The sequence below is a fragment of the Pseudarthrobacter sp. 01T43 genome (genome assembly GCF_056398665.1).
Map to the genome: position 1 here is coordinate 24744 of NZ_JBFTPV010000004.1, position 25028 is coordinate 49771.

At 66.9% G+C, this 25028-nt stretch carries 17 protein-coding genes; 10 read left to right on the forward strand and 7 right to left on the reverse strand.

What is annotated here, in order from left to right; all coding sequences use genetic code 11:
* Positions 1-21: 21 nt before the first annotated feature.
* From mscL to coaA, 3 genes are all read right to left on the reverse strand, one after another.
* Positions 22-411 (reverse strand): large conductance mechanosensitive channel protein MscL, encoded by a 390-nt coding sequence (mscL, locus tag AC1DIM_RS05890; RefSeq protein WP_477709567.1) that lies wholly within the window; start codon positions 409-411, stop codon positions 22-24.
* A 92-nt stretch (positions 412-503) separates the two neighbouring features.
* A complete protein-coding gene (locus AC1DIM_RS05895) occupies positions 504-1373 on the reverse strand; it encodes a M15 family metallopeptidase (protein ID WP_477709568.1) in 870 nt (289 codons plus the stop codon).
* Between the two features lie 5 nt (positions 1374-1378).
* Positions 1379-2344, reverse strand: coding sequence for a type I pantothenate kinase (coaA, locus tag AC1DIM_RS05900; RefSeq protein WP_477709569.1), 966 nt, complete (start codon positions 2342-2344; stop codon positions 1379-1381).
* Between the two features lie 88 nt (positions 2345-2432).
* On the opposite strand from coaA, the gene glmS reads away from it, so the two are divergent.
* The 9 genes from glmS to AC1DIM_RS05945 all read left to right on the forward strand — a co-directional run bounded on the left by glmS (position 2433) and on the right by AC1DIM_RS05945 (position 18142).
* A complete protein-coding gene (gene glmS, locus AC1DIM_RS05905) occupies positions 2433-4319 on the forward strand; it encodes a glutamine--fructose-6-phosphate transaminase (isomerizing) (RefSeq protein WP_477709570.1) in 1887 nt (628 codons plus the stop codon).
* A 118-nt stretch (positions 4320-4437) separates the two neighbouring features.
* Entirely contained in the window at positions 4438-4785 is a 348-nt protein-coding gene (locus tag AC1DIM_RS05910; RefSeq protein WP_477709571.1) for a holo-ACP synthase, read from the forward strand.
* A gap of 36 nt (positions 4786-4821) precedes the next feature.
* The gene (locus AC1DIM_RS05915) at positions 4822-6351 is read left to right on the forward strand and encodes an NAD(P)H-hydrate epimerase (protein WP_477709572.1); all 1530 of its coding nucleotides are present in this window, start codon (positions 4822-4824) and stop codon (positions 6349-6351) included.
* A gap of 142 nt (positions 6352-6493) precedes the next feature.
* Positions 6494-9244, forward strand: a complete 2751-nt coding sequence (locus AC1DIM_RS05920; RefSeq protein WP_477709573.1) for a hypothetical protein — start codon at positions 6494-6496, stop codon at positions 9242-9244.
* Positions 9245-9418: 174 nt separating this feature from the next.
* Entirely contained in the window at positions 9419-11677 is a 2259-nt protein-coding gene (glgX, locus tag AC1DIM_RS05925; protein WP_477709783.1) for a glycogen debranching protein GlgX, read from the forward strand.
* A complete protein-coding gene (treY, locus tag AC1DIM_RS05930) occupies positions 11674-14001 on the forward strand; it encodes a malto-oligosyltrehalose synthase (protein ID WP_477709574.1) in 2328 nt (775 codons plus the stop codon). The genes glgX and treY overlap by 4 nt, the downstream gene beginning before the upstream one ends.
* Positions 13998-15767: a malto-oligosyltrehalose trehalohydrolase gene (treZ, locus tag AC1DIM_RS05935; RefSeq protein ID WP_477709575.1), complete on the forward strand. Its 1770-nt coding sequence runs from the start codon at positions 13998-14000 to the stop codon at positions 15765-15767. Before treY ends, treZ begins: the two co-directional genes overlap by 4 nt.
* Positions 15768-15859: 92 nt before the next feature.
* Positions 15860-16897: an L-glyceraldehyde 3-phosphate reductase gene (gene mgrA / locus AC1DIM_RS05940; RefSeq protein ID WP_477709576.1), complete on the forward strand. Its 1038-nt coding sequence runs from the start codon at positions 15860-15862 to the stop codon at positions 16895-16897.
* 159 nt (positions 16898-17056) lie between these two features.
* Positions 17057-18142: an inositol-3-phosphate synthase gene (locus tag AC1DIM_RS05945; RefSeq protein WP_477709577.1), complete on the forward strand. Its 1086-nt coding sequence runs from the start codon at positions 17057-17059 to the stop codon at positions 18140-18142.
* Between the two features lie 83 nt (positions 18143-18225).
* Here AC1DIM_RS05945 and AC1DIM_RS05950 read toward each other — a convergent pair whose 3' ends face one another.
* The 4 genes from AC1DIM_RS05950 to AC1DIM_RS05965 all read right to left on the reverse strand — a co-directional run bounded on the left by AC1DIM_RS05950 (position 18226) and on the right by AC1DIM_RS05965 (position 23842).
* Complete coding sequence (locus AC1DIM_RS05950; RefSeq protein WP_477709578.1) at positions 18226-18978, reverse strand: endonuclease domain-containing protein; 753 nt, start codon at positions 18976-18978, stop codon at positions 18226-18228.
* 303 nt (positions 18979-19281) lie between these two features.
* Positions 19282-20964 (reverse strand): formate--tetrahydrofolate ligase, encoded by a 1683-nt coding sequence (locus AC1DIM_RS05955; RefSeq protein ID WP_477709579.1) that lies wholly within the window; start codon positions 20962-20964, stop codon positions 19282-19284.
* 9 nt (positions 20965-20973) lie between these two features.
* Complete coding sequence (gene mshA, locus AC1DIM_RS05960) at positions 20974-22293, reverse strand: D-inositol-3-phosphate glycosyltransferase (RefSeq protein WP_477709580.1); 1320 nt, start codon at positions 22291-22293, stop codon at positions 20974-20976.
* A gap of 61 nt (positions 22294-22354) precedes the next feature.
* Positions 22355-23842, reverse strand: coding sequence for a family 4 glycosyl hydrolase (locus AC1DIM_RS05965; RefSeq protein ID WP_477709581.1), 1488 nt, complete (start codon positions 23840-23842; stop codon positions 22355-22357).
* A gap of 70 nt (positions 23843-23912) precedes the next feature.
* On the opposite strand from AC1DIM_RS05965, the gene AC1DIM_RS05970 reads away from it, so the two are divergent.
* Positions 23913-25004 (forward strand): PfkB family carbohydrate kinase, encoded by a 1092-nt coding sequence (locus AC1DIM_RS05970; protein ID WP_477709582.1) that lies wholly within the window; start codon positions 23913-23915, stop codon positions 25002-25004.
* Positions 25005-25028: the final 24 nt, after the last annotated feature.

Consider the following 25028-nt stretch of genomic DNA (forward strand, 5'->3'; position numbering starts at 1 on the left):
GTTGGTTGGTGTGGAGGGAACCTAGAGAGTTCGGTTCTGCAGTGAGTCGCGGATTTCGGTGAGCAGGGCGATCTGCGGGTCTTCGGCAGATTCTTCCTTGACGTCGGGGTCGATGCCGAGCCGGCGGTTGCGCCGTTCGATCATGTGGTTCATCGGGACGATAACAATGAAGTAGATGGCGGCGGCCACCAGCACGAAGGAAATGATGGAGGCGATGACGGATCCATACATGAATCCCTCCCACTGCATTTCCGCAATGCCCTTGGCATTGAACAGACGGCCGATCAGCGGTGTGAGCAGGCCCTCGACAATTGAGGTCACGACGGCGCCGAAAGCGGCACCCATCACGACGGCGACGGCAAGGTCTACGACGTTGCCCTTCATGATGAAATTCTTGAATCCTGTCAACATAAAAACCAAGCTAGCGCACTATGGTGAGGCCGGTCATGACGGGAAAGTAAATTCTTCGCCCGTGTCGGGAACCAACTAAGTTCAACGAACGTTCAGGCGTACCCCGGCGCCGCTTCCAGCCCGAAGTATTCCTCCACCGTGTTGATGCCCCGGTTCGCCATGTCGGTGGCGGCCTCCACGCCGATGTACCGCAGGTGCCACGGCTCGTAGTAGTAGCCCGTGATCGGGTGGAACATCAACGGGTACCGCACCACGAACCCGAAGCGGTGGCCGTTCGCCTTCGCCCACACCGCCGCCGGCTGGTCCGCGAAGCAGGGCTGGAAGCTGCACGCCCCGCCGCCGTCGCCGACGTCAAAAGCCCACCCCGTCTGGTGCTCCGAGTAGCCGGGCCGGGCACTGGCAGTATCGGCATCCGCCTGGCCGCGCGCCGCCACGTAGCCGCCATAGGTGGCCACCTGCGTCGCGTACGAGCGGTAGCCGCTCGCCAGCGTCATCACCACGCCGTCCCGCGCGGCGGCGGCGAACATCGCTTCCGCGGCGGCCGCCGTGGTGCTGTTCAGCAATGCAGCCTCACCGGACGTCGCAAGCCGGACGTTCGGCCGGACCAGGTCCGCCGGGGCATAGTTCGCCGGCTGCAGCGGGCGGTGCTTGTTCACCACCACCCAGGGGCTGGCCGGGTCCATCAGCGAGAACTGCCCCCGCAGCGACGCAGCTCCCGACGGCGAAACGGACGTTCGGGCAGTCGGCTCAGCTGCCGCCGTCGTACTTTCCGCTGGTGATGGGGTGGTGTACGCGGAGGTGATTGTGGGGATAGGGGCGGACGACGGCGGCGCCACCGCCCCGGGTGCCTCCGGCGTGCACGCTGTTAGGACAGTCAGTCCCGCTCCGGCGGCGAGGAACCGGGCAAAGGATCGCCGGCTGGCGCCTGCCGGGACACTGCCGGCCACACAGTTGTGGCACACCTGGGTTAAACCTTCCGCAGGAGCATGCGGCGGATGGAGTGGTCCGCGTCCTTGGTCAGCACCAGCTGCGCCCGGCCGCGGGTGGGGAGGACGTTTTCCTCCAGGTTGGGCTCGTTGATGCGCTTCCAGATGTCCCTGGCCGTGCTCTCCGCCTCGCTGGCGGACAGCGACGCGTAGCGGTGGAAGTAGGACTCCGGCTGCGCGAACGCGGTGCTCTGAAGCCTGCGGAACCGCTCCACGTACCACTCCTCGATGTAGGCGGTCTTGGCGTCCACGTAAATGGAGAAGTCGAAGAAGTCGCTCACGGCCAGGCCTTGCCTGCCGTCCTGGCGCGGACGCGCCGGAGCCAGCACGTTCAGGCCCTCGACAATGAGCACGTCCGGCCGGCGGACCACCACTTCCTTTTCGGGGACGATGTCGTAGGTGACATGCGAGTACCACGGTGCGCGGACCTCCTCCGCGCCGCCCTTGACCTCGCTCACAAAACGCAGCAGCGCACGCCGGTCGTAGGACTCGGGGAAGCCTTTGCGTTCCAGCAGCTGCCGGCGCTGGAGTTCGGCCAGGGGATAGAGGAAGCCGTCCGTGGTGATCAGCTCCACGTTCGGGGTGCCGGGCCAGCGCCGCAGCATCTCCCGGAGCACACGCGCAATAGTGGACTTCCCCACAGCCACCGAACCGGCCACCCCGATAACAAACGGCGTGCGCTGCGTCTTCTCACCCAGGAAGGTGGTGGTGGCCGAATGCAGCTGGCCGGCAGCCTCGACATAAAGGTGCAGGAGCCGGGACAGCGGCAGGTAGACCTCGCGGATTTCCTTCATGTCCAGGGGATCGCCGAGGCCACGCAGACGGACAATGTCCTCTTCGTTAAGGGGCTGCTCCATCTGGGCGGCGAGCCGGGACCAGGTCTGGCGGTCCAGCTCAACGAACGGGGAGACACCCTCACCGTTCGCTTCGTTGCGTTGCAAAGTCACTTTAGAGATTCTGCCCCGCGCGCGGCTGAGAGCGAAATGCCGCGCCCGAAGTTTAGATCTCAACCCGGCTGCCGATAAGCTGTAGCGCATGTGTGGAATCGTGGGATATGTGGGTCATTCTGCTGGCCGTGGGAATGCCGGTCACAGTGCGTTGGATGTGGTCCTTGAGGGACTGCGCCGCCTGGAGTACCGGGGGTATGACTCCGCAGGCGTTGCCGTGGTCTCGGACGGGGCCATCGAGTCCCGGAAGAAGTCCGGCAAGCTGAGCAACCTCCTTGCCGAGCTGCAGGAGCACCCGCTGCCGGAAACACTGACCGGCATCGGCCACACCCGCTGGGCCACGCATGGCGGACCCACGGACCAGAACGCGCACCCGCACCTGGCCGACGGCGGAAAGCTGGCCCTGATCCACAACGGCATCATCGAAAACTTCGCCGAGCTCAAGCTGGATCTGGTGGACAAGGGCTACAAGTTCGCGTCCGAAACGGACACCGAAGTGGCGGCCGTGCTCCTCGGCGACATCTTCCGCAACGAGCTGAACGGCGACGGCGGCGGCCTGGCCAAGGCCATGCAGCTCGCCTGCCAGCAGCTGGAGGGTGCGTTCACTCTCCTCGCCGTGCACGCTGACCAGCCCGACGTTGTGGTGGCTGCCCGCCGCAACTCCCCGCTGGTGGTTGGCCTGGGCGAGGGCGAGAACTTCCTCGGCTCGGACGTGTCCGGGTTCATTGACTACACCCGCCGCGCGGTGGAGCTGGGCCAGGACCAGATTGTCAGCATCACGGCCGACTCTGTGGAGATCACCGACTTCTTCGGCGCCCCGGCCGAGGGCAAGGAATACCACGTTGACTGGGATCCCGAATCGGCCACCAAGGGTGGCTTCAGCTCCTTCATGGAGAAGGAAATCCACGACCAGCCGGACGCCGTCCGCCAGACCCTGCTGGGCCGCTCGGACCTCAACGGGAACCTGACCCTGGATGAGCTGCGCATCGATCCGGAGGAGCTCAAGAAGGTCAACAAGATCATTGTGTTGGCCTGCGGTACCGCCGCGTACGCCGGGACCGTGGCCAAGTACGCCATCGAGAACTGGTGCCGGATCCCCACCGAGGTGGAACTCGCGCACGAGTTCCGCTACCGCGATCCGATCCTGGACGACAACACCCTGGTGGTCTCCATCAGCCAGTCCGGCGAAACCATGGACACCCTGATGGCCGTCCGGTACGCCCGCGAACAGGGCGCCAAGGCCATCTCCATCTGCAACACCAACGGGTCCACCATCCCGCGTGAGTCCGACGCCGTGCTGTACACGCACGCCGGCCCGGAGATCGCAGTTGCCTCCACCAAGGCATTCCTGGCGCAGATCACGGCGGCCTACCTGCTGGGCCTGTACCTGGCACAGCTGCGCGGGAACATGTTCTCCGGGCAGATCAAGGACGTCCTGGCCGACCTGGGCAAGATCCCGGACAAGATCCAGGCCATCCTCGACGGCGCCGGCCCCCTGCGCGAACTTGCCCGCAGCATGGCCAACGAGCAGTCCGTCCTGTTCCTGGGCCGCCACGTGGGCTACCCCGTGGCCCTGGAAGGCGCGCTGAAGCTCAAGGAAATCGCCTACATCCACGCCGAGGGTTTCGCCGCCGGCGAGCTCAAGCATGGCCCCATCGCCCTGGTCGAGGAAGGCAAGCCGGTGTTCGTGGTGGTCCCGTCCCCGCGCGGCCGCGACTCGCTGCACGCCAAGGTGGTCTCCAACATCCAGGAAGTCCGCGCCCGTGGCGCCCGCACCCTGGTCATCGCCGAGGAAGGCGACGAAGCCGTGAAGGCCTACGCCGAGTTCGTCTTCTACGTCCCCGAAACGCCGACGCTGCTGATGCCGCTGCTGACCACGGTCCCGCTCCAGATCTTCGCCGCCGAACTCGCCGCGGCCAAGGGCTACGACGTGGACCAGCCGCGCAACCTCGCCAAGAGCGTCACCGTCGAGTAATACAGACCGGCCGGCCCAGCGCCGGTAGTACTGCCGCGAACCGGAAGCCCCGGCCCTGTGAGGCCGGGGCTTCCGTCATATGCCCCGCCGCTGCCCGGCGTCACCGTAGAGTAGAGCCATGATTGTTGGCATTGGGGTAGACGTTGTAGACATCGAGCGGTTCGGCCGCCAGCTTGAACGGACACCGGGGCTCCGCGACCGGCTGTTCGTCCCTGCGGAACGCGAGCTGAACACCCGGTCGCTGGCGGCCCGGTTCGCTGCCAAGGAAGCCGTAGCCAAGGTGCTCGGCGCGCCTGCCGGCATGAACTGGCAGGACTGCTGGATCGGCCTGGACCAGCATGGCCCCACCATCCAGGTGAAGGGGACCGTCCTGGCCGTGGCCGAAGCCAAGGGCGTCAAGCGCTGGCATGTGTCCATCAGCCACGACGGCGGGATCGCCACCGCCACGGTCATCGCCGAAGGCTAAGAGCCGTCCGGCCGAGCCACCAAAGGACCTGACACCATGATCAGCGCCTACACCGGAACCCAGATCAGGGCGGCCGAACAGCCGCTCCTTGCTGCCGGGACGGGCGCCGTCTTGATGCAGCGCGCCTCCTACGGGCTCGCCAACCACATCGTCCAAGAGCTGCAGGCCCGCCGCCGGCGGCTCTACGGCACCAGCGTGGCCGTCCTCGCCGGCAAGGGCAACAACGGGGGAGACGGACTCTTCGCCGCGTCCTTCCTGGCCGCCAGGGGAATGCGTACGACGGCGGTACTCACCGGCGATGCGGCCCACCCCGAAGCGCTAACTGCTTTTGAGCGCGCCGGCGGGCGGGTGCATGTCCTCACGGATGCGAACGCAGGCGAGCTCGCCGCGCAGGTGGCGGGCGCCGACGTCGTGATTGATGCTGTCCTGGGGACGGGCGCCCAGGGCGGGCTGCGGGGAGCGGCTGCCGCCCTGGTCACCGGTCTCTCTGACGTGCGGTCCGGTGCGTCCCGGCTCGTGGTGGCCTGCGATATCCCCAGCGGCGTGGACGCCGATACCGGTGAAGCCCATGCGCCGGTGCTCTCCGCCGACCTGACCGTAACCTTCGGCGCAGCCAAAGTGGGCCTGCTGGCCGACCCCGGCGCCGACCACACGGGCCGCGTCCACGTGGTTCCCATCGGCATCGAGGAACACCTTCCTTGGCCCTCGCTGCGTCGCCTCGAGCAAACTGACCTCGCGCGCCTGCTGCCGCACCCCGGGAGGCGCGCACAAAAGTATTCCCGCGGGGTCCTTGGCGTCGTGGCCGGATCTGCCGACTACCCCGGCGCCGCCGTGCTCGCCTGCCGCGGTGCGCTGGCCGCCGGCGCGGGCATGGTCCGCTACCTCGGGCCCCCCGAAGTGGCAGACCTGGTGCGCCAGTCCTGCCCCGAGGTGGTTTGCAGCGCCGGCACCGTGGCGGACACCCGCGTCCAGGCCTGGCTGGTCGGTTCAGGCATGGGTCCCGGCGACTCGGAGCAGCTCCAGCGCGCCTGCGACGCCGTCGAATCGGGCCTGCCGGTGATCGCCGACGCCGGTGCGCTGCCCGCCCTGCCCGAGGTCCTGGCCCCGCAGGTGGTGCTGACCCCGCACGCCGGCGAGCTCGCATCGCTGCTGGACCGGCTCGGCGCCGACTACGAACGCTCCGCAGTGGAGGTCAACACCTTGGGCGCCGTCCGGCAAGCGGCCGTCCTGACGGAGGCCACCGTCCTGCTGAAGGGCGCCACCACCTTGGTGGCTTCACCCTTCCAGGACTTCTACAGCCAGGCGGACGGCACGCCGTGGCTCGCCACCGCCGGGAGCGGGGACGTCCTGGCCGGGATCATCGGTGCGCTGCTCGCCCAGGTAGGGTCCGACGTCGCGCGCTTCCGGAACGCGGGCATCGACCCGGACGAGCGCTGGGCAGCGATCGCGGCGCTGGGCGCGAGCCTCCACGGTCTCGCCGGGACCGCCGCAGCCGGCGGGGGACCACTCAGCGCGGGGCGGATTGCTGACGCCGTGCCGGAGGTTTGGGGACGGCTGGCGGGCTGACCCGGCCTGTGGACCCGCTGATTCCCTGGGCGTAGCATGTGGCTACCAGCCGCTGCTGGCCGCCGAACGTGGGGGAGACAACGTGGTCGAATCATCAGCGCAGAATGTGGTGAGCGGGGCCCCCCGGCAAGGCGGTCCACGAGTGCTGGAACTCCGCATCCACGGCATCAAAAACACCGCGCCGCACGATCTCATCGGCTGCAAACCGGACCAGATCGAGCCTGTGGGCGACGGCGATGCACTCAGCGGCTTCTGGACCGAAAAAGATCCTCCGGCCGGGTCGCCAACCCGGGTCGAGGCCTACAGTTGGGGCAACCTGGCACGAAGTTCTCCCTCGTCATCGTTTTTGAAGGGCGTGGGCCGCGTGGTCGGCCAGGCGCTCTGGTTCCTCGTGGTCCCGTTCGCCCTGGCCAACGCGGCCTACTGGGCCCGGAAGCTGCCGCCTCCCGGCACAGGCAGCCGGCCCTTGGCAGCCGGGACGGGCGCCGGAACCGTCAGGCTCTTCGCCTTGCTGTTGAGCCTCGTGTTCACCACCACCTTCTGCGCGGTGGCTTTCGGCCTGTTCGCCGTGGAATGTTTTCCATCGACGGGGCAGGGTCAGCCAACTGCCATGTGCAAGCAACTGCCGGAAGCCCTGGACTTTATGACCCACTGGTCGCGGGGCCAGCGCCTGGCCCTGGCCGCGCTGGTGCCGATAGCCGCCATTCTTGCCGTGTTCGTCACGGCCAGCTTGGCCACTGTGCGGAATCTTGCTCCAGTCCGGGTCAGCTGGAATGAAGAGTCGCCTGAAGGAACCGACCGGGCCCCAGGCGGCAGGCCTTTCCTTGCTTCGCCCGGATTGTGGACCCGCCCCCACGGCTCCACGGTGACCGGCAAGGCGCACATTGCCGCCTGCCTCGCATTGGTCTGCATCCTGCTCCTGTCCGACAGTATTGGCTCACTCTGGCCCCGCCACTGCCAGACTCCGCTTCGGATGCTCGACGGCGGCTGCCTTCGGGAGCTGGGCACCGCGATCGGCCAGGATGGCTTGGCGGCACCGTTCCTGGTCCTGTCGGTGCTGCTCCTGCTGGCGTCCATGACCACGGTGGCGTTCTTTTACCCTGAGGTGCGCGCGCCTGAGAACGATGACGTCGGGGCCAAACGATCCAATATCCTCTGGATCAGCGGGGCAGGCCTGGTGCTCGTTACAGCTGGCCAGCTGATCCTCGTTCCCACCCCGGACGTGGTTCCGAGCCTGCCGTTCGCCGGAACATGGGTGGCGTCCCTCCTTTTGCTGACTGCGCTGGTGGTCCTGGCTGTCTCGGGCCTGTTCATGCGCAGCGGACGCTTTTTTTGGCTCGCCACCATTGGAGCCTCCGTAAGCTCTGCCGTGCTGATTCTGTGGGCGGCCGGCGTGGGGGAAGACGTGGTGCTGGGGATCCCGGCCGCCATCACCGCGGTTTTCATCGCGTTCTACTTCGGCCTGCAGCACCGTGACGGCAACACCGATGAAGGCTGGCGCGGCCGGGGTCCTGGCATCTTTATGTTCGCCGCCGTACTGACGGCCCATTTTCTGTCCAGCGCGCTGGTCCTAGGACTGCGGAAATTTCTTCAGTGGCCCATGGACAAAGAGCTCCCCGCCCGGCCGGAGGAACTCTGGCGGGGCGCCGGCGGATCCAAGGTGGACCTGACCGACACCTTGGACATTCCTGCCGTCTATGCGGTGACCGGAGGGCTGCTTCTCTTTGGCATTGCCCTTGCCGTGGTGGGGTTCCTGCCTGCCTGCTCCTGGCTGATGCGCAACCGCGGCCTCACGCCTATGCAGCCCCCAGCCCATACCGGACCCGGACCGCGGCCTCTCCAACCGCCGTCGTATTTCAGCGACATCGACATCGATCCCCATTCCGGAGCCGAAGGACCTGGTGCCGAACGCCAAAACCTGACCTACCGCCGTCGCAGGCTCGCGGCCCTCACCCAGCGCGGGGAAGCGGCCTTCGGGCTTCTCACCCTGCTGATCTGGGTGGCCGCGGTCCTGGCGATTGCCGCCAGCGCCCTTCACAACGGAACCGGAGCGACGCCCTATCGCGGTCTGCTGAAAGGCCCCATGGATGCCATCCAGGAAGACTTCGCCGGGTGGGGCATTGTCCTGGCAGCAACCGTCATCCTCGCCTTTATGGTGCTGAACGCCGCAACATCCAAGGAAGAAAGGCCTCTTGCCATCCTTTGGGACGTGATGTGTTTCCTTCCCAATACCGCCCATCCGTTCGGAGCCCCCAGCTACTCCAACCGCGTGGTTCCAGAGCTTGCCCGGCGCATCAATGACTGGCTGGAGGCGCCGACTCCCGCACCCGTCCCGGCGGGCCCGGTTCCGGGGAACGCGGGGCCGACGCACACTGTCCTGCTGTCCGCGCACAGCCTCGGCGCTGTGGTTGCCGTTGCTGCTCTCTTCCATCTCAAGGCATGCAGACCGGATTTGGACTTCAAACGGATCCGGCTGCTTACGTACGGCGTCCAGCTGCGACCCTACTTCGGCCGGTTCTTCCCGGAGTTGTTTGGCCCCGCCGTTCTTGGCACCTGGCCAACCCGGGGACCGGGACTCTTCTCCGCCGATCCCTGGAAGGAGGCCCGGGAGGAGGAAGCGGCAAAGCCTGGTTCGGCGGACCTGACCCTGGTGAAGCTCCTGCGGGACGGGCAGGAGGCCAAATCTCCGGTCTGGAGGAATATCTGGCGCCGGTCCGACTACTTGGGCTTTCCTGCCTACGCCCACACCCCACAGGGCAATGACCTTGATGTTTACGCCGTGGAGACGGAGCCCAAGCACTCCCAGTTTGTGGTGGCGACCCACGGCAACTACACGGCGACCACTACCTATGCCAGGGTCCGCGAGGAAATGCTGACGGAGTGGTTTGGCTAAGGATTGCTGCCATAGCGGAGGTTTGCGGTAAAGTCAGCCTGCTTAGTAAACGTGGGGTCAGAAACGTAATAGTCACACCCACCCGCTACCGTAGGCATAGGTTCTGCACCGGCTGGGTGGCGCGGCGATGATTTCGCCCGCCCCGATGTCGAACAACAATGAGGAGCACGCATGATGGAAATCTGGCCCGGAACGGCTTATCCGCTTGGCGCCACTTTTGACGGTACTGGCACAAACTTCGCGCTGTTCAGCGAACGCGCCGAAAAGGTGGAACTGTGCCTCTTCGATGACGACGGCGTGGAAACGCGGTTCAGCCTCGATGAAGTGGACGGCTACGTGTGGCACGGCTACATCCCACAGGTCCAGCCAGGGCAGAAGTACGGCTACCGCGTCCACGGCCCGTACGATCCCCAGTCCGGCAACCGGTTCAACCCGAACAAGCTGCTCCTGGACCCGTACGCCAAGGCAGTGCACGGCCAGATCGACTGGGATCCCGCCCTCTTCACCTACAACCTGGGCGAAGAGCCGGACACCATCAACAACGACGATTCCGCGCCTCACATGATGATGGGCGTGGTCATCAACCCGTTCTTCGACTGGGACGGCGACCAGAACCTGCGCGTCCCGTACCACAAATCGGTCATTTACGAGGCCCATGTCAAGGGCCTCACTGAGCTCCACCCCGAGATCCCCGAGGAGCAGCGCGGCACCTACGCCGGCGTGGCCCACCCGTCGGTCATCTCGCACCTCCAGAAGCTGGGCATCACCGCCATCGAACTGATGCCGGTGCACCAGTTCGTCAATGACGGGACCCTGCAGGACAAGGGCCTGAACAACTACTGGGGCTACAACACCATCGGTTTCTTCGCCCCGCAGAACACCTACAGCTCCACCGGCGACACGGGCCAGCAGGTCCAGGACTTCAAGGCCATGGTCCGGTCGTTGCACCGGGCCGGCATCGAAGTGATCCTGGACGTGGTGTACAACCACACCGCCGAAGGCAACCACCTGGGCCCCACCTTGTCCTTCAAGGGCATCGACAACCAGTCCTACTACCGCCTTATGGAAGGCGACGAGAAGCACTACATGGACTACACGGGCACGGGCAACTCGCTCAACGTCCGCCAGCCCCACTCCCTGCAGCTGCTCATGGACTCGCTGCGCTACTGGGTCACCGAAATGCACGTGGACGGTTTCCGGTTCGACCTCGCCTCAACCCTGGCCCGCGAGTTCTATGACGTGGACAAGCTCTCCACGTTCTTCGAACTCATCCAGCAGGACCCGGTGGTTTCCCAGGTCAAGCTGATTGCCGAGCCGTGGGACGTCGGCCCCGGCGGCTACCAGGTGGGCAACTTCCCGCCGCAGTGGACGGAATGGAACGGAAAGTACCGCGACACGGTCCGGGACTTTTGGCGCGGCGAGCCGGCTACCCTCGGCGAATTCGCCTCCCGCATCACCGGCTCCGCGGACCTGTACGAACACTCGGGCCGCCGCCCCGTGGCGTCCATCAACTTCGTCACCGCCCACGATGGCTTCACCCTCGCGGACCTGGTCTCCTACAACGAGAAGCGCAACGACGCCAACGGCGAGGACAACAACGACGGCGAATCCCACAACCGGTCCTGGAACTGCGGCGCCGAAGGCCCCACCGAGGATCCCGCAGTCCTGGGGATGCGCGCCCGCCAGCAGCGGAACTTCATCGCCTCGCTGCTGCTCTCCCAGGGTGTGCCCATGCTGCTGCACGGCGACGAACTGGGCCGCACCCAGCAGGGCAACAACAACGGCTACTGCCAGGACTCTGAACTGACCTGGATCAACTGGGAAAGCATCGACCAGCCCCTTATTGAATTCACGGCTGCCGTCAACGCGCTGCGCGCCAAGCACCCAACCTTCCGCCGGAGCCGGTTCTTCGACGGCCGCCCCGTGCTGCGAGGCGAAGGCGAACGGCTGCCGGACATCGTATGGCTGGACCCCTCGGGCGAGACCATGAAGCCGGAAGCCTGGGACAGCGGCTTTGGCCGTTCCGTGGGTGTGTTCCTGAACGGCGACGGCATCCAGGGCAAGGATGACCGCGGCCGCAGGATCACGGACGTGAACTTCGTCCTGTACTTCAACGCCCACGACGACGCCGTGCCGTTCACCCTTCCGAACGACGAGTACGCGCCGGCCTGGGACATCATTATCGACACCGCCGGCCACAATGCGGATACGGCCCCTGTCAAAGCCGGTGAGGCGCTGCCCGTGGCGGCAAAGTCACTGGTGGTGCTCCGGGCCCACACCATTGAGGAGACGGAACCGGATCACTCCGTGGCCGCGTCGCTCGCCGCCCTGTCGCAGACAGCTACCGCGGAAACCGCCGCACTGAGTACGCCCGCTGTGCCGGAGCCCGCAAAAACGAAGAAGGTCAGCGAGCCGAAGGATCCCGCTAAGTGAAGGCCCCGGCGTCCACTTACCGGCTCCAGATCCGCAGCAGTTTCACGCTCTTTGACGCTGCCGAAACGGTTCCCTACCTGAAGTCCCTGGGCGTCGACTGGGTCTACCTCTCTCCGATCCTGACCGCTGAAGGCGGGTCCGATCACGGTTATGACGTGACGGACCCGTCGTCGGTGGATCCGGACCGGGGTGGCCCGGAAGGGCTGGGGGCGCTTTCCAAGGCTGCCCGCGCCCACGGCATGGGCGTGCTGGTGGACATTGTCCCCAACCACGTGGGCGTGGCCTCGCCGGCGCAGAACCCGTGGTGGTGGTCGCTGCTGCGGGAGGGCCGCGGCTCGCCTTACGCGGAAGCGTTCGACGTCGACTGGGAGCTTGGGGACGGCAAGGTCCGGTTGCCCATGCTGGGCTCGGACACGGCCCTGGACAAGCTCGAAATTAGGGACGGGGAGCTGCGGTACTTCGACCACCGCTTCCCGCTGGCCGAGGGCTCGTATTCCGACGGCGATTCGCCACAGGATGTCCACAGCCGCCAGCACTATGAGCTGATGGACTGGCGCCGCGCGGATGCCGAGCTGAACTACCGGCGCTTCTTCGCCGTCACCACGCTGGCGGGCATCCGGGTAGAAGACCGTTGGGTTTTCGACCAGGCCCATGCCGAAGTGAAACGGTGGTTCTCTGAAGGCCTGGTGGACGGGCTGCGCGTGGACCATCCGGACGGCCTGGCCGATCCCGCCGGGTACCTGCGCTGGCTCAAGGACCTCAGCGGCGGTGCGTACGTCCTGGTGGAGAAGATCCTCGAGCCGGGGGAGGAGCTTCCCGCGGACTTTGCCTGCGAGGGCACCACCGGCTACGACGCCCTGGCGGACGTGGACCGGGTCCTCGTGGACCCCTCGGGCCAGCGCGCACTCGATGCACTGGATGCCACCCTGCGCGGAACCGGCGCCCCGGCCGACTACGCGGCGATGATCCGCGGCACCAAACGGATGATTGCCGACGGCATCCTGCGTTCCGAAGTGCTGCGGCTGGCCCGTTTGGTGCCGGCTTCGAGCGGGCTGTCCCTTGAGGTTGCAGCGGACGCGATCGCCGAAATCATCGCCTCGTTCCCCGTCTACCGGAGCTACCTGCCTGTGGGCGCCGAGGTGTTGAAGGAAGCCTGCGGATCGGCGGCGGAACACCGTCCCGACCTCGCACCGGCTGTGGGGACGCTGCTGCCGCTGCTGCTCGATCCCGCCAATCCCATCGCCGTGCGCTTCCAGCAGACTTCGGGGATGGTCATGGCCAAGGGTGTGGAGGACACGGCCTTCTACCGTTACACGCGGCTGGGCACCCTGACAGAGGTGGGCGCCGAGCCCACAGAGTTCGCTGTGTCTGCGGAGGAATTCCATCACCGGATGCGGCGCCGGCAGGACGACTTGCCGCTCTCCATGACCACACTCTCCACGCACGACACCAAGCGCAGCGAGGACGCCCGGGCCCGGATCTCGGTCATCGCCGAACTGCCGGACGAGTGGACGGTAACGCTGAACACCCTCCGCGAGCTGGCCCCGATCCCCGACGGGCCGTTCGAGAACCTGCTGTGGCAGGCGGTCGTCGGCGCCTGGCCGGCGTCACGGGAACGCCTGCAGGGCTACGCGGAGAAGGCTGCCCGTGAGGCGGGCAACTCCACGACGTGGACGAACCCGGACGAAAAGTTCGAAGCGAGCGTTACGGCGGCCGTGGATGCAGCCTTTGACGACGCCGGGGTCACCCAGGCGGTGGAGGGCTTTGCGGCACGGATCGACTCCGCCGCCGCGTCCAACTCACTCGCGGCCAAGATCATCCAGCTGACCATGCCCGGCGTGCCGGACGTGTACCAGGGCTCAGAATTCTGGGAGCGGTCGCTGACCGACCCGGACAACCGCCGGCCCGTTGACTTTGCCCAGCGGGTCAAGGAGCTGGCAGAGATCGACGCCGGCAGCCTGCCTGCAGCGGGCACGGAAACAAGCAAGCTATTGGTGACGTCCCGGGCACTCCGGCTTCGCCGCGAACGGCCCGAACTCTTCCAGGGCTACAGCCCGGTGACCGCGTCCGGCGCGGCGGCGCAGCACCTGCTGGCGTTCCACCGCGGCGCTCCGGGGGCGCCCGGCTCCCTGACCCTGGCCACCCGGCTCCCCGTGGGACTGGAGCGCGACGGCGGGTGGCGGGACACCGCCGTCGAACTCCCCGCTGCGATGAAGGACGAGCTCACCGGCGCCAGTTACCCGGCCGGAACCGTTTCGGTGGCCGCCGTTCTGGGTACCTACCCGGTGGCTTTGCTCGTACCGGTGGATGGAGAAAACGAATGACGCTGGTCAATGCAGGATCCGAACGGTTCGATGTCTGGGCGCCGGACGCGTCGGCGGTGGTACTGCTCGCCAACGGGCAGCAGTACCCGATGAAGCAGGTGGCCACCGCCCCGGGCGCGGAAGGCTGGTGGTCCGCGCCTGACGCCCCCGGGGACGCCGAGGTGGACTACGGCTACCTGCTCGACGGCGAGGCTCAGCCGCTGCCGGACCCCCGGTCGCGGCGGCTCCCGGACGGCGTCCATGCCCTGTCCCGCACCTACGTTCCCGCCTCCCACAACTGGCAGGACGCCGGCTGGCGGGGGAAGGAGCTGCAAGGCTCGGTCATCTACGAACTTCACGTGGGGACCTTCACCCCTGAGGGGACCTTGGACGCGGCAGCCGGCAGGCTCGGCTACCTCGCGGACCTTGGTGTCGATTTTGTGGAACTGCTGCCGGTCAACGGGTTCAACGGCACCCACAACTGGGGCTACGACGGTGTCCAGTGGTTCGCCGTGCACGAAGGCTACGGCGGTCCTGCCGCCTACCAGCGCTTTGTGGACGCCGCCCACGCCGCCGGGGTGGGCGTCATCCAGGACGTGGTCTACAACCACCTGGGCCCCAGCGGGAACTACCTGCCGCGGTTCGGGCCGTATCTGAAGCAGGGCGACGCCAACACCTGGGGAGATTCGGTCAACCTCGACGGCCCGGGCTCCGACGTCGTGCGTGAGTACATCCTGGACAACGCAGCCCTCTGGCTTCGCGACTACCACGTGGACGGCCTGCGGCTGGACGCCGTGCACGCGCTCCGTGACGAGCGGGCCGTGCATCTGCTGGAGGACCTCGGTGCGCTGGGCGACGCCGTCGCGGCCGAAACCGGGCTGCCCAAAACGCTGATCGCCGAGTCGGACCTGAACGATCCGCGGCTGATCTACCCCCGCGAAGCCAACGGGTACGGCCTCGCCGGGCAGTGGAGCGACGACTTCCACCACGCCGTGCACGTCAACGTCACCGGCGAGACCACCGGGTACTACTCCGACTTCGCATCGCTCGGCGTGCTGGCCAAGGTCCTCAAGGACGGCTTCCTGCACGACGGCAGCTACTCCAGCTTCCGCGGACGCCACCACGGCCGGCCCATCAACACCTCACTGGTCCACCCCACAGCCCTGGTGGTGTGTGCGCAGAACCACGATCAGATCGGCAACCGCGCTGTGGGGGACAGGCTGTCCCAGTCCCTGCCGTACGGCCCGTTGGCTCTCGCCGCCGTGCTGACCCTGACCGCGCCGTTCACGCCGATGCTGTTCATGGGCGAGGAATACGGGGCCTCCACGCCGTGGCAGTTCTTCACCTCGCACCCCGAACCGGAGCTGGGCAAGGCGACGGCGGAGGGCAGGATCCACGAGTTCGAGCGCATGGGCTGGGATCCCGCCGTCGTGCCCGATCCGCAGGATCCCGAAACGTTCAGGCGCTCCAAGCTCAACTGGGCCGAGGCTTCCACGGGAGACCATGCGCGCCTCCTGGCACTGTACCGGTCCCTGACCGCGCTGCGGCGTGAGTACCCGGACCTGGCCGGGCTGGGATTCGCGGAAACTGATGTGACGTTCGACGACGACGCCGGCTGGCTGCGTTTCCGGCGCGGGTCCGTGGAGGTGCTGCTGAACTTCTCCTCGGAGGCGGCACTGCTTGAGAACGTCGGCGGAACGGTGCTGCTCAGCACCGATGACGCTGCGCAGCCACAGGGCGGCTCGCTCAGCCTCCCTGCATGGAGTGCCGCAATCGTAAGGCTCTAGGGTGAATGGCCGCGGGCCGGCTTCTGTCAGCCCGCGGCGTAACACCGGCGTCCTGTCCTGTTGCCTGGATCACAGGTGGCAGGATGGAATGTATGACTTATTCAGCCGCGGAAAACCGCTATGAATCCATGCCCTACCGCCGCGTCGGACGCAGCGGTCTGAAGCTCCCGGCCATCTCACTGGGACTCTGGCACAACTTCGGTGACGACAAGCCCTTCGAAGTGCAGCGCGCCATCCTGCGCCGGGCCTTCGATTTGGGCGTCACCCACTTCGACCTTGCCAACAACTACGGTCCGCCCTACGGCGCGGCCGAAACCAACTTTGGCCGCCACTTCAAAGACGACTTCAAGCCGTACCGCGACGAACTCATCATCTCCAGCAAGGCCGGCTACGACATGTGGCCAGGCCCCTACGGCAACTTCGGCTCGCGCAAGTACCTGCTGGCCAGCCTGGACCAGTCCCTGGAGCGCATGGGCCTGGACTACGTGGACATCTTCTACAGCCACCGCCCGGACCCGGAAACGCCGATGGAAGAGACCATGGGCGCGCTGGACCAAGCCGTCCGCTCGGGCAAAGCCCTGTACGCCGGCATTTCGTCCTACACCCCGGAGCAGACCCTGGAAGCCGCCCGGATCCTGAAGGAACTGGGCACGCCGCTGCTGATCCACCAGCCGAGCTACTCCATGCTGAACCGCTGGACGGAGAACGGTTCGCCCAACCTGTACGAGGCTCTTGAACAGGTGGGCGCAGGCTCCATCGCGTTCTCGCCGCTCGCCCAGGGGATGCTCACCGACCGCTACCTCAACGGCGTGCCGGCCGATTCGCGCGCGGCGCAGCACAAGTCCCTGGACCAAGGCATGATCACCGACGAGAACCTGGGCCGCATCCGCGGGCTCAACGCCATCGCCGAAGGCCGCGGCCAGACGCTGGCGCAGCTGGCTGTCGCCTGGATCCTCCGCGAGCAGGGCAAGGGCTCCTCCGTGACATCCGCACTGGTCGGCGCGTCCAGCGTCCGGCAGCTCGAAGACAGCCTCGCCGCCATCAACAACCTCGAGTTCACGGGCGACGAACTGCGGGCCATCGACGAGTTCGCGGTGGAATCGGACATCAACCTCTGGCAGCAGAAGTAACGTAGCTGCACTTTTTCGTTGCGGGGGCCGGGAACAATCCCGGCCCCCGCTTGGTTGGGTAAGATGATAAGGCGCCGATTGGCGCACTGCCAGCGCACCGCCGTCGTACTTTCCGGTATTGACCGTCCTGGCGGCTGAGGTTGTCTTCAAAGGAGTTCCGTGTCTGCAAATCCGATTCGTGTTGCCATTGTTGGTGTAGGTAACTGCGCCGCCTCGCTCGTGCAGGGTGTGCACTACTACCGCGACGCCGATCCCCAGGCCACGATCCCGGGTCTGATGCACGTTGAGTTCGGCAAGTACCACGTCAATGACGTCCAGTTTGTTGCCGCATTTGATGTGGACGGCAAGAAGGTGGGCGTGGACCTCGCCGACGCCATCCTGGCCAGCGAGAACAACACCATCAAAATCGCCGACGTTGCTCCCACCGGCGTGACCGTCCAGCGCGGCCACACCCTCGACGGCCTTGGCAAGTACTACCTCGAGACCATCGAGCAGTCCACCGAAGAGCCCGTCGACGTGGTCGCAGCGCTGCGCGAAGCCAAAGCTGACGTCATGGTCTGCTACCTGCCCGTCGGCTCCCAGGAAGCGGCCGAGTTCTACGCGCAGGCTGCCATCGACGCCGGCGTGGCCTTCGTCAACGCCCTTCCCGTCTTCATCGCCGGCACCAAGGCCTGGGCTGACAAGTTCACCGCGGCCGGCGTGCCGATCGTGGGCGACGACATCAAGAGCCAGATCGGTGCCACCATCACGCACCGTGTTATGGCCAAACTCTTCGAAGACCGCGGCGTCACCCTGGACCGCACGTACCAGCTGAACGTCGGCGGCAACATGGACTTCAAGAACATGCTGGAACGCGACCGCCTCGAGTCAAAGAAGATTTCCAAGACCCAGGCCGTCACCTCCAACGTCGAGGCCGACATCGCCCCGCGCGACGTCCACATCGGYCCGTCCGACTACGTCSMSTGGCTCGATGACCGCAAGTGGGCSTTCGTCCGMCTCGAAGGCCGCAACTTCGGCGACGCCCCGGTGTCSCTGGAATACAAGCTCGAAGTSTGGGACTCACCCAACTCGGCCGGYGTGATCATCGACGCCATCCGTGCCGCTAAGATCGGCCTGGACCGCGGCATCGGCGGCCCGCTGCTCTCCGCYTCCAGCTACTTCATGAAGTCCCCGCCGGAGCAGTTCAACGAYGACMTCGCCCGYGAAAAGGTCGAGGCCTTCATCCGCGGCGACCTSGAGCGCTAACCCGCCTCCCCCCCAAGTTGCTCTATCACTTTTGGTCCCCAAACCCCTGGTTTGGGGACCAAAAGTGATAGAGCAACAGGTCTTTAATGGGAGTTCAGCGCAAGCCGGACTTTCTGGACAGCGCGGCGAAAGTCCTGTGCCAGGTCGTCCCCGTTAAATTTGAAGTACCGCCAGCCTGCGGAATTGAAGGACTCATCGCGGCGATTATCGCGTGACTGCTGCTCGCGGGTCAGATGATGGCCGCCGTCGTACTGGATGGCGATGCGCTGCCTCCGATATCCCATATCTGCCGCTGGCGAATACGGGTCATCCGGCACAACACGCAACTGCAGCTCCGGCTCCGGCAGGCCCGCGGCCGTCAGGGCCAGACGCAGAAAGGTCTCCGGGACCGAATCCGAGCCTATGCGGATGAGCTCGGCAGCCTCCCTGGCTTTCACGATGCCCTTGAGCTTCGGATGCCGCGTCAGCATGCCGTCCAGTTCCGGGCGCGTTGCCCACGGCTCCGCGCGCTGGTCGAGGTCAAGCCGGGGCTGGCGGACCAATTGGTCACCCACGGCCACGAGGTCCTCCAAGGGAAGGGTGCTGGCAAGGTCAAGCCAGGTCCGTGCCGGCGTGGACAGGCGAATTCCGTCCAGCACCATGACCTCGTGGCTGAAGGCCAGGACAGTGTGGCCCACCACGCCCTTGCGCCTGACCGGCGGCAGCGTTCTGGGCTTGCTCAGATGGAGTTCGCGGCAGTCGCGGAACCAGGTCGGAAGCCAGAATCCGAGCAAAACCGCAGCTGTGAAGTGCGAGATCCATGCACCAGGAGTGGCTGCCGAGAGCGCTCTGGCCAAGCCCCGAATTTCAAAGTCCCATCCAGCCGGCAGATAGAGAAGCCGCCCCTCCGACGAAAGGTCTGACGAACGGAGCCTGCCGTTGCTCAGTCCGGCGGCCCGGGCCTCATGGACAGTGAAAGGAACGGAGGAAAGCGGGGCCGGCAGAGGCGTGGATGGGCGCATGTGGACCATTGTTGCCGCAAGTCGACGGCTCCCGCAGAAGTTATCCACAGCCCCCACTTGCACTATCAGGTTTGGTCGTTAAATGGCCGGAATGAGGACCAAAAGTGATAGAGCAACTCGGGTGAGGGGAGGGGGCGGCTAGGTGAGGCCTACGGGGTTGCCGGCGTCGTCTACGTCCATGCGCATGGCGGCTGGGGAGGCGGGCAGGCCGGGCATGGTCATGACCGCGCCGGTGAGGGCCACAATGAAACCCGCGCCGGTCTTGGGGATAAGGTCGCGGACGTGGATGGTGAAGCCCTTTGGTGCTCCCAGCCGGGAAGCGTCGTCGGTGAAGGAGTACTGCGTCTTGGCCATGCAGACCGGCAGGCCGGACCAGCCGTTCTTTTCGATGTCCGCCAGCCGCTTCAGGGCCGGCACGGAGAAATCGACGCCGTCGGCCCCGTAAATCTCCTGCGCGATGGTACGGATCTTCTCCTCCACAGGCAGCTCCAGCGGGTACAGGTGCCGGAAACTGGTCGGCGCCGCAACGGCCGCCGCCACCTTCGCGGCGAGCTCGTCACCACCGTCGCCGCCACCGCCCCGCCCCCACACGTCAGCAATGGCCGCCGGCACACCTTCCGCGGCACACCACTCCAGGAGCCAGTCGAGTTCCTCCGCAGTATCGGACGAGAACCTGTTGATGGCCACCACCGGCACCACGCCGAACTTCTCCACGTTGTGCACGTGCCGCCGGAGATTGGCGACGCCGGCCTGCAGCGCCTGGAGGTCGGGTTCGGTCAGCCGGTCCTTGGGCACGCCGCCGTGCATCTTGAGCGCGCGGACAGTTGCCACAAGAACGACGGCGGAGGGTGCCACGCCAGCGATCCGCGCCTTGATGTCCATGTACTTCTCCGCGCCCAGGTCGGCGCCGAAGCCTGCTTCCGTGACCACGATGTCCGCGAGCCGCCGGGCCGTCTGCGTGGCGATCAGCGAATTGCAGCCGTGCGCGATGTTGGCGAACGGGCCGCCGTGAACCAAAGCCGGCGTGCCGGCGATGGTCTGGACGAGGTTCGGCTTGATGGCTTCCTTGAGGAGCAGGGTCAGCGCGCCCTGGACGCCGAGGTCCGCAACCGTGACAGGAACCCGGGAGTAGGTGTAGCCGAAAGTGATCCGGCCCAGGCGCTCGCGGAGGTCGGAAAGATCCGTCGCGAGGCAAAAGACGGCCATGATCTCCGAGGCCACCGTAATGTCGAACCCGTCCTGGCGCGGCACACCCTGCGCTGGGCCGCCGAGTCCAATGATCACCTCGCGGAGAGAGCGGTCGTTCATGTCCAGGACCCGCTTGAAGGTCATCCGGCGCGGGTCGATGTTCAGCTCGTTGCCCTGGTAGATGTGGTTGTCCACGAGGGCCATCAAGGCGTTGTTGGCTGCGGTGACGGCGTGGAAATCACCCGTGAAGTGCAGGTTGATCTCGTCCATCGGCAGGACCTGGGAATAGCCGCCACCGGTAGCGCCGCCCTTCATACCCAGCACCGGGCCGAGCGACGGCTCACGCAGTGCAATCATCACCTTGTGCCCCGCCCGGGCCAGCGAATCGGCGAGACCCACCGTGGTGGTGGACTTCCCCTCCCCGGCCGGAGTGGGCGACATGGCGGAGACGAGCACAACCCGCCCAAAAGGCTCCGGAGCTGTCAACAGGGAAGGATCAACCTTTGCCTTGTACCGGCCATAAAGTTCCAGGGCGGCGGCGTTGATGCCCGCTTCGGCCGCAATGTCCTCGATCGGCCGGATGACGGCCTGCCTCGCGATCTCGAGGTCGCTCAGGGGGTTCAGGCCGGTCATTCAATCTCCTTAGGGCGCCGCGACGGCCGGAGCCGCCGCAATAGAGGCAACAGGGGAAACGACGGAAGCGGTCGGTATCGCCGGGACCACCCGCCCGGCCGACTGCTCTTCGACGGCGGCGTGATAGGTCTCCAGCGTGATGGCGGCGGTGCGGTTCCAACCCAGGTTCTCCGCCCGGATGGCCGCGGCCCGCCCCATATCGGCGCGGGTGTCCGGATCGTCATACATGGCTTCGAGCGCGTCAGCCCAGTCCTTGGCATTGTGCCCGTCCACCAGCAGCCCGGTCCGGCCGTGCTGGATGGCCCGGGACAGGCCGCCCACCCGAGTGCCCACCACGGGGGTCCCGCACGCCTGCGCTTCAATGGCCACCAGCCCGAACGACTCGCTGTAGGAAGGCATCACCACAACGTCTGCTGCCCGGAACCAGACCGCCAGCTCGGCCGCGCTGACCGGGGGAAGGTGCGTCACGACGTCGTCCAGTCCAGACTCGGCGATCAGCTGCCGGAGGTTGAAGTCCTTGTTGCCGCTCAACGCCCCGAGGATGGTGACCCGGAGGTCGATTTCCGGGCGCCGGGTACGCAGCAGGGCCGCAGCCTTGAGCAGGACCTGCGGGCCCTTCAGCCGCTGGATGCGGCCGGCGAAGACCAGGTGGAAGGTCTCCGGCGGGACGCCGCGCTCCGCCCGGGACCGCGCCCGGAAGGACGGCGTGAACGTGCTCAGGTCCACGCCCGGCGGCGCCACATCGATCCGGTCCTGGTCGGCACCATAGTGGGAGACCAGTTCCGCGGCTTCGGCGCTGGTGTTGGCGATCAGGCGTGTGGCGCCGTCCACGATCCGGTGTTCGCCCTCTTCGCGGCGCCGCGGCTCCGGCTGTTCGCCGGACTCCAAGAGGAGGTTCTTAACCTTGGCCATGGTGTGCATGGTGTGGACCAGCGCCACGTCCCAGAGCTCGGCGAGTTCCAGGCCGGCGATCCCGGACACCCAATAGTGCGAATGAATGACGTCGTAACGGCCGTGCGGCTGGCGCCGGCGGATCTGCTCGATTTCGGCCACCATGCTGTGCAACAGCGCCGGCAGTTCCTCTTTGGGGATTTTCGTCGGGGGCCCGGCAAACACGTTGTGGACGCACACGCCCGGGTCCGGGTGCTCGACGGCCGCCTGCTTGGCCGAGGTGGAGCGCGTGAAGATCTCCACTTCGACGCCGGTTTCGGCCAGCGCCGATGCCAGTTCGCGGATGTAAACGTTCATTCCGCCAGCGTCACCGGAGCCGGGCTGCTCCATGGGGGAGGTGTGGAGGGAAAGTAGCGCGACCCTGCGAATCGGTGTCATGGCCCCTCCTTCCCGCCGCCGGCACGGATTCCGGCCCGGCTGTTGTCCATTCGGTAAAACACTACTCCTGCCGCCAGAGCGTACCGAGCGCCGGGAAGGCGCGCTCATACCCGGTCAGCAGAGCCGCCCCCAGCCGGTGCGAGTCCAGACCCGGCGAGTCCACCAGCGGATGCCGGCTGAAGGCTTCGACGGCGGCGTCACGATCGCCGTGCGTGGCGGCCCGGACGGTGAGCTGCTCCACCTCCTTGACCCGGCGCAGCAAGGCAAGTTGCTCGGGCCCCGGCGCCGACTGGGGAAGCGGCACCGCGCCGTCGGGCGTTACATCGCAAGGGACCTCGACGACGGCGTCCGCCGGCAATCCCGGGATGGCCGCCTTGGGTGCGGCTTCTCCGGCGGGACTGGCTCCGGCCGGACCCGCCCCGGCGGGATTGGCCTCGGCGGGATTGGCCGGAAGGGTGTTGGGGGTGTTGAGGATCAATTGAGTGGCCCCCGCATCCGGGGAGGCGCCGTGCGAACCGGCCAGGGCACGCATCACGGCCAGGGCGACCCGCTCGTAGCCGCCGCCGGCGAGGTCGGCCTCGTCGCGCTGCTCACCGTGGGTCCGGGCCTCGGCGAGGTAGCCTTCCTCACGGGAACGGCGGGCAGCGTCCCACAACTGGTACGCGCCTGCTCCGGACGAGGCCAGCCGCGGATACAGTTCGGCCTGCTGGACGTGGATCGACTCGCCGCGCGTCACCGGCATGGCCCGCATGGCCGCAGCCGCGCCGTCCCGCTGGTAGTAGTAATAGAGGTATTCGTTGGGCAGGGCGCCGAGCTCCGCGAGGAACGGCTGGGGGAAGAGCCGGCCTTCCTCGAAGGACGCAAGGGCAACCGGGTCGGCGAGCAACCCGGGCAACAGGTCCAAGCCGCCGGACTCCAGCCGGTACAGCCAGCCCAGGTGGTTCAGCCCGTAGTAGCCCACGCCGTCGAGCCTTCCGTCCGGCAACGCAAGCCCGGCCGCGCGGGCCGCCCGGTGCACCAGCCCGCCGGCGGAATCGCAGATCCCGATGACCTTGCGGCCGAGCACAGGCACGAGCGCTTCTGTGACCATGCCGGCCGGGTTGGTGAAGTTGATCAGCCAGGCGTCGGGGCAGAATTCCCGCATCTGCCGCGCCAGGTGCAGCATTTCCGGGATGGTCCGCAGGGCGTAGGAGATCCCGCCCGCGCCCGTGGTTTCCTGGCCAAGCAGGCCGAGGTCCTGGGCGATACGTTCGTCGGCGACGCGGCCTGCCGTACCGCCGGGGCGGATGGCCGCGAACACGAGGTCCGTCCCGCGGAGGGCGTCCGGCAGGGACGTGGTGGTGCGGACGGCGGGCGGCCGCGCACCCGGGTGAGTGCCGCCGTCGGGCGTTGGCATGGCCCGCAAAACCGCGTCGATGGCACCAAGGCGGGCGGGGTCGACGTCGAACAGCACCAGTTCGCTGGCCAGCCCCGCGAAGGGGCCCGAAACCAGCGCCCGGTAAACAAGAGGCACTCGGAACCCGCCGCCGCCGGCAATCATGAGCCGCATAGTCAGCAGTGTAGGCCGCCCGCGGGCCCGCCCCTATCGCCGCGCGGCGGCAGGGCGTAGTCTGCCGGACATGGACGCCATCCCGGACCGCCGCTTCGATCCGCTGTCGTCCGTCCGTACCCAGGCCGACGGCGGCTTCGACCTCATCCTGGCTGGCACAGTTTTCCAGGACATCATCTTCACCGGCCTCCCGCACGCGCCCGAGCCCGGCACCGAAATCTGGAGCGAAGGCATGGGCAGCTGCCCCGGCGGCGTGGCGAACCAGGCCATTGCCGCCGCACGGCTGGGCCTGAAAACCGGGCTCGCTGCCGCCTTCGGGGACGACGGCTACGGCGACTACAACTGGAAGATCCTGGCCGGGCAGGAGCACGTGGACCTCAGCCTGTCGCGCCGCGTTCAGGGCTGGCATTCGCCGGTCACCGTCTCGCTCAGCGTCCAGCACGACCGCTCCCTGGTCACCCATGGCCATCCGGCTCCGGTGACGGCGTCCGAACTGATCGGCCCGCCGCCCGAGGCGCTCGCCGGCATCGCCGAGCTCGGCATCGACATTGAACCGTGGGCCGAGGCCGCGCACCAGGCCGGGGTCAAACTGTTCGGGGATGTGGGCTGGGATCCCAGCGGCGAATGGGCCCCGGTCCGGCTGGAGAACCTGCAGTTCTTCCACGCGTTCCTCCCCAACCAGCGCGAGGCGATGGCTTTCACCGGCAAGGACAACCCGTGGTCCGCGCTGTACGCCCTGGCCGACCGCGTGCCGGTGGCCGTGGTGACACTCGGCGCGCAGGGTGCCATGGCGGTGGATTCGGAAACGGGGGAGGAAGAGTGGGTGCCGTCGTTGCCGGTCACGGCCTATGATCCCACGGGCGCCGGCGACTGTTTCGACGCGGCCTTCATTGTCGGCAGCCTCGCGGGCTGGCCGTTGGGGAACCGGCTCAGGTTCGCCAACCTCTGCGCCTCCCTCGCGGTGCAGGAGGTGGGCGGTTCGCTGGCGGCGCCGGGCTGGGGCGACATCGCCGACTGGTGGAAGCGCGCTAACGCCCGGCCGGAACGCCAGAGCAGCCAGTGGCTTCGCCGCTTCGGCTTCCTCGCCGACATTATCTGCGACGTCCCGGTGGCGGCACAGCGCCGGGCCGGCGCCACGATCGCACACCTCTCGGACGCGTAGCGCCCGACGGCGATTCTCCGGCTG

Excerpts from the sequence above, each read along its gene's own strand:
- mscL (WP_477709567.1), bottom strand. The coding sequence starts at position 411 with ATGTTGACAGGATTCAAGAATTTCATCATGAAGGGCAACGTCGTAGAC.
- AC1DIM_RS05970 (WP_477709582.1), top strand. The coding sequence starts at position 23,913 with ATGGACGCCATCCCGGACCGCCGCTTCGATCCGCTGTCGTCCGTCCGT.
- AC1DIM_RS05915 (WP_477709572.1), top strand. The coding sequence starts at position 4,822 with ATGATCAGCGCCTACACCGGAACCCAGATCAGGGCGGCCGAACAGCCG.
- mshA (WP_477709580.1), bottom strand. The coding sequence starts at position 22,293 with ATGACACCGATTCGCAGGGTCGCGCTACTTTCCCTCCACACCTCCCCC.
- mgrA (WP_477709576.1), top strand. The coding sequence starts at position 15,860 with ATGACTTATTCAGCCGCGGAAAACCGCTATGAATCCATGCCCTACCGC.
- treZ (WP_477709575.1), top strand. The coding sequence starts at position 13,998 with ATGACGCTGGTCAATGCAGGATCCGAACGGTTCGATGTCTGGGCGCCG.
- glgX (WP_477709783.1), top strand. The coding sequence starts at position 9,419 with ATGGAAATCTGGCCCGGAACGGCTTATCCGCTTGGCGCCACTTTTGAC.
- AC1DIM_RS05965 (WP_477709581.1), bottom strand. The coding sequence starts at position 23,842 with ATGCGGCTCATGATTGCCGGCGGCGGCGGGTTCCGAGTGCCTCTTGTT.
- AC1DIM_RS05955 (WP_477709579.1), bottom strand. The coding sequence starts at position 20,964 with ATGACCGGCCTGAACCCCCTGAGCGACCTCGAGATCGCGAGGCAGGCC.
- AC1DIM_RS05910 (WP_477709571.1), top strand. The coding sequence starts at position 4,438 with ATGATTGTTGGCATTGGGGTAGACGTTGTAGACATCGAGCGGTTCGGC.
- glmS (WP_477709570.1), top strand. The coding sequence starts at position 2,433 with ATGTGTGGAATCGTGGGATATGTGGGTCATTCTGCTGGCCGTGGGAAT.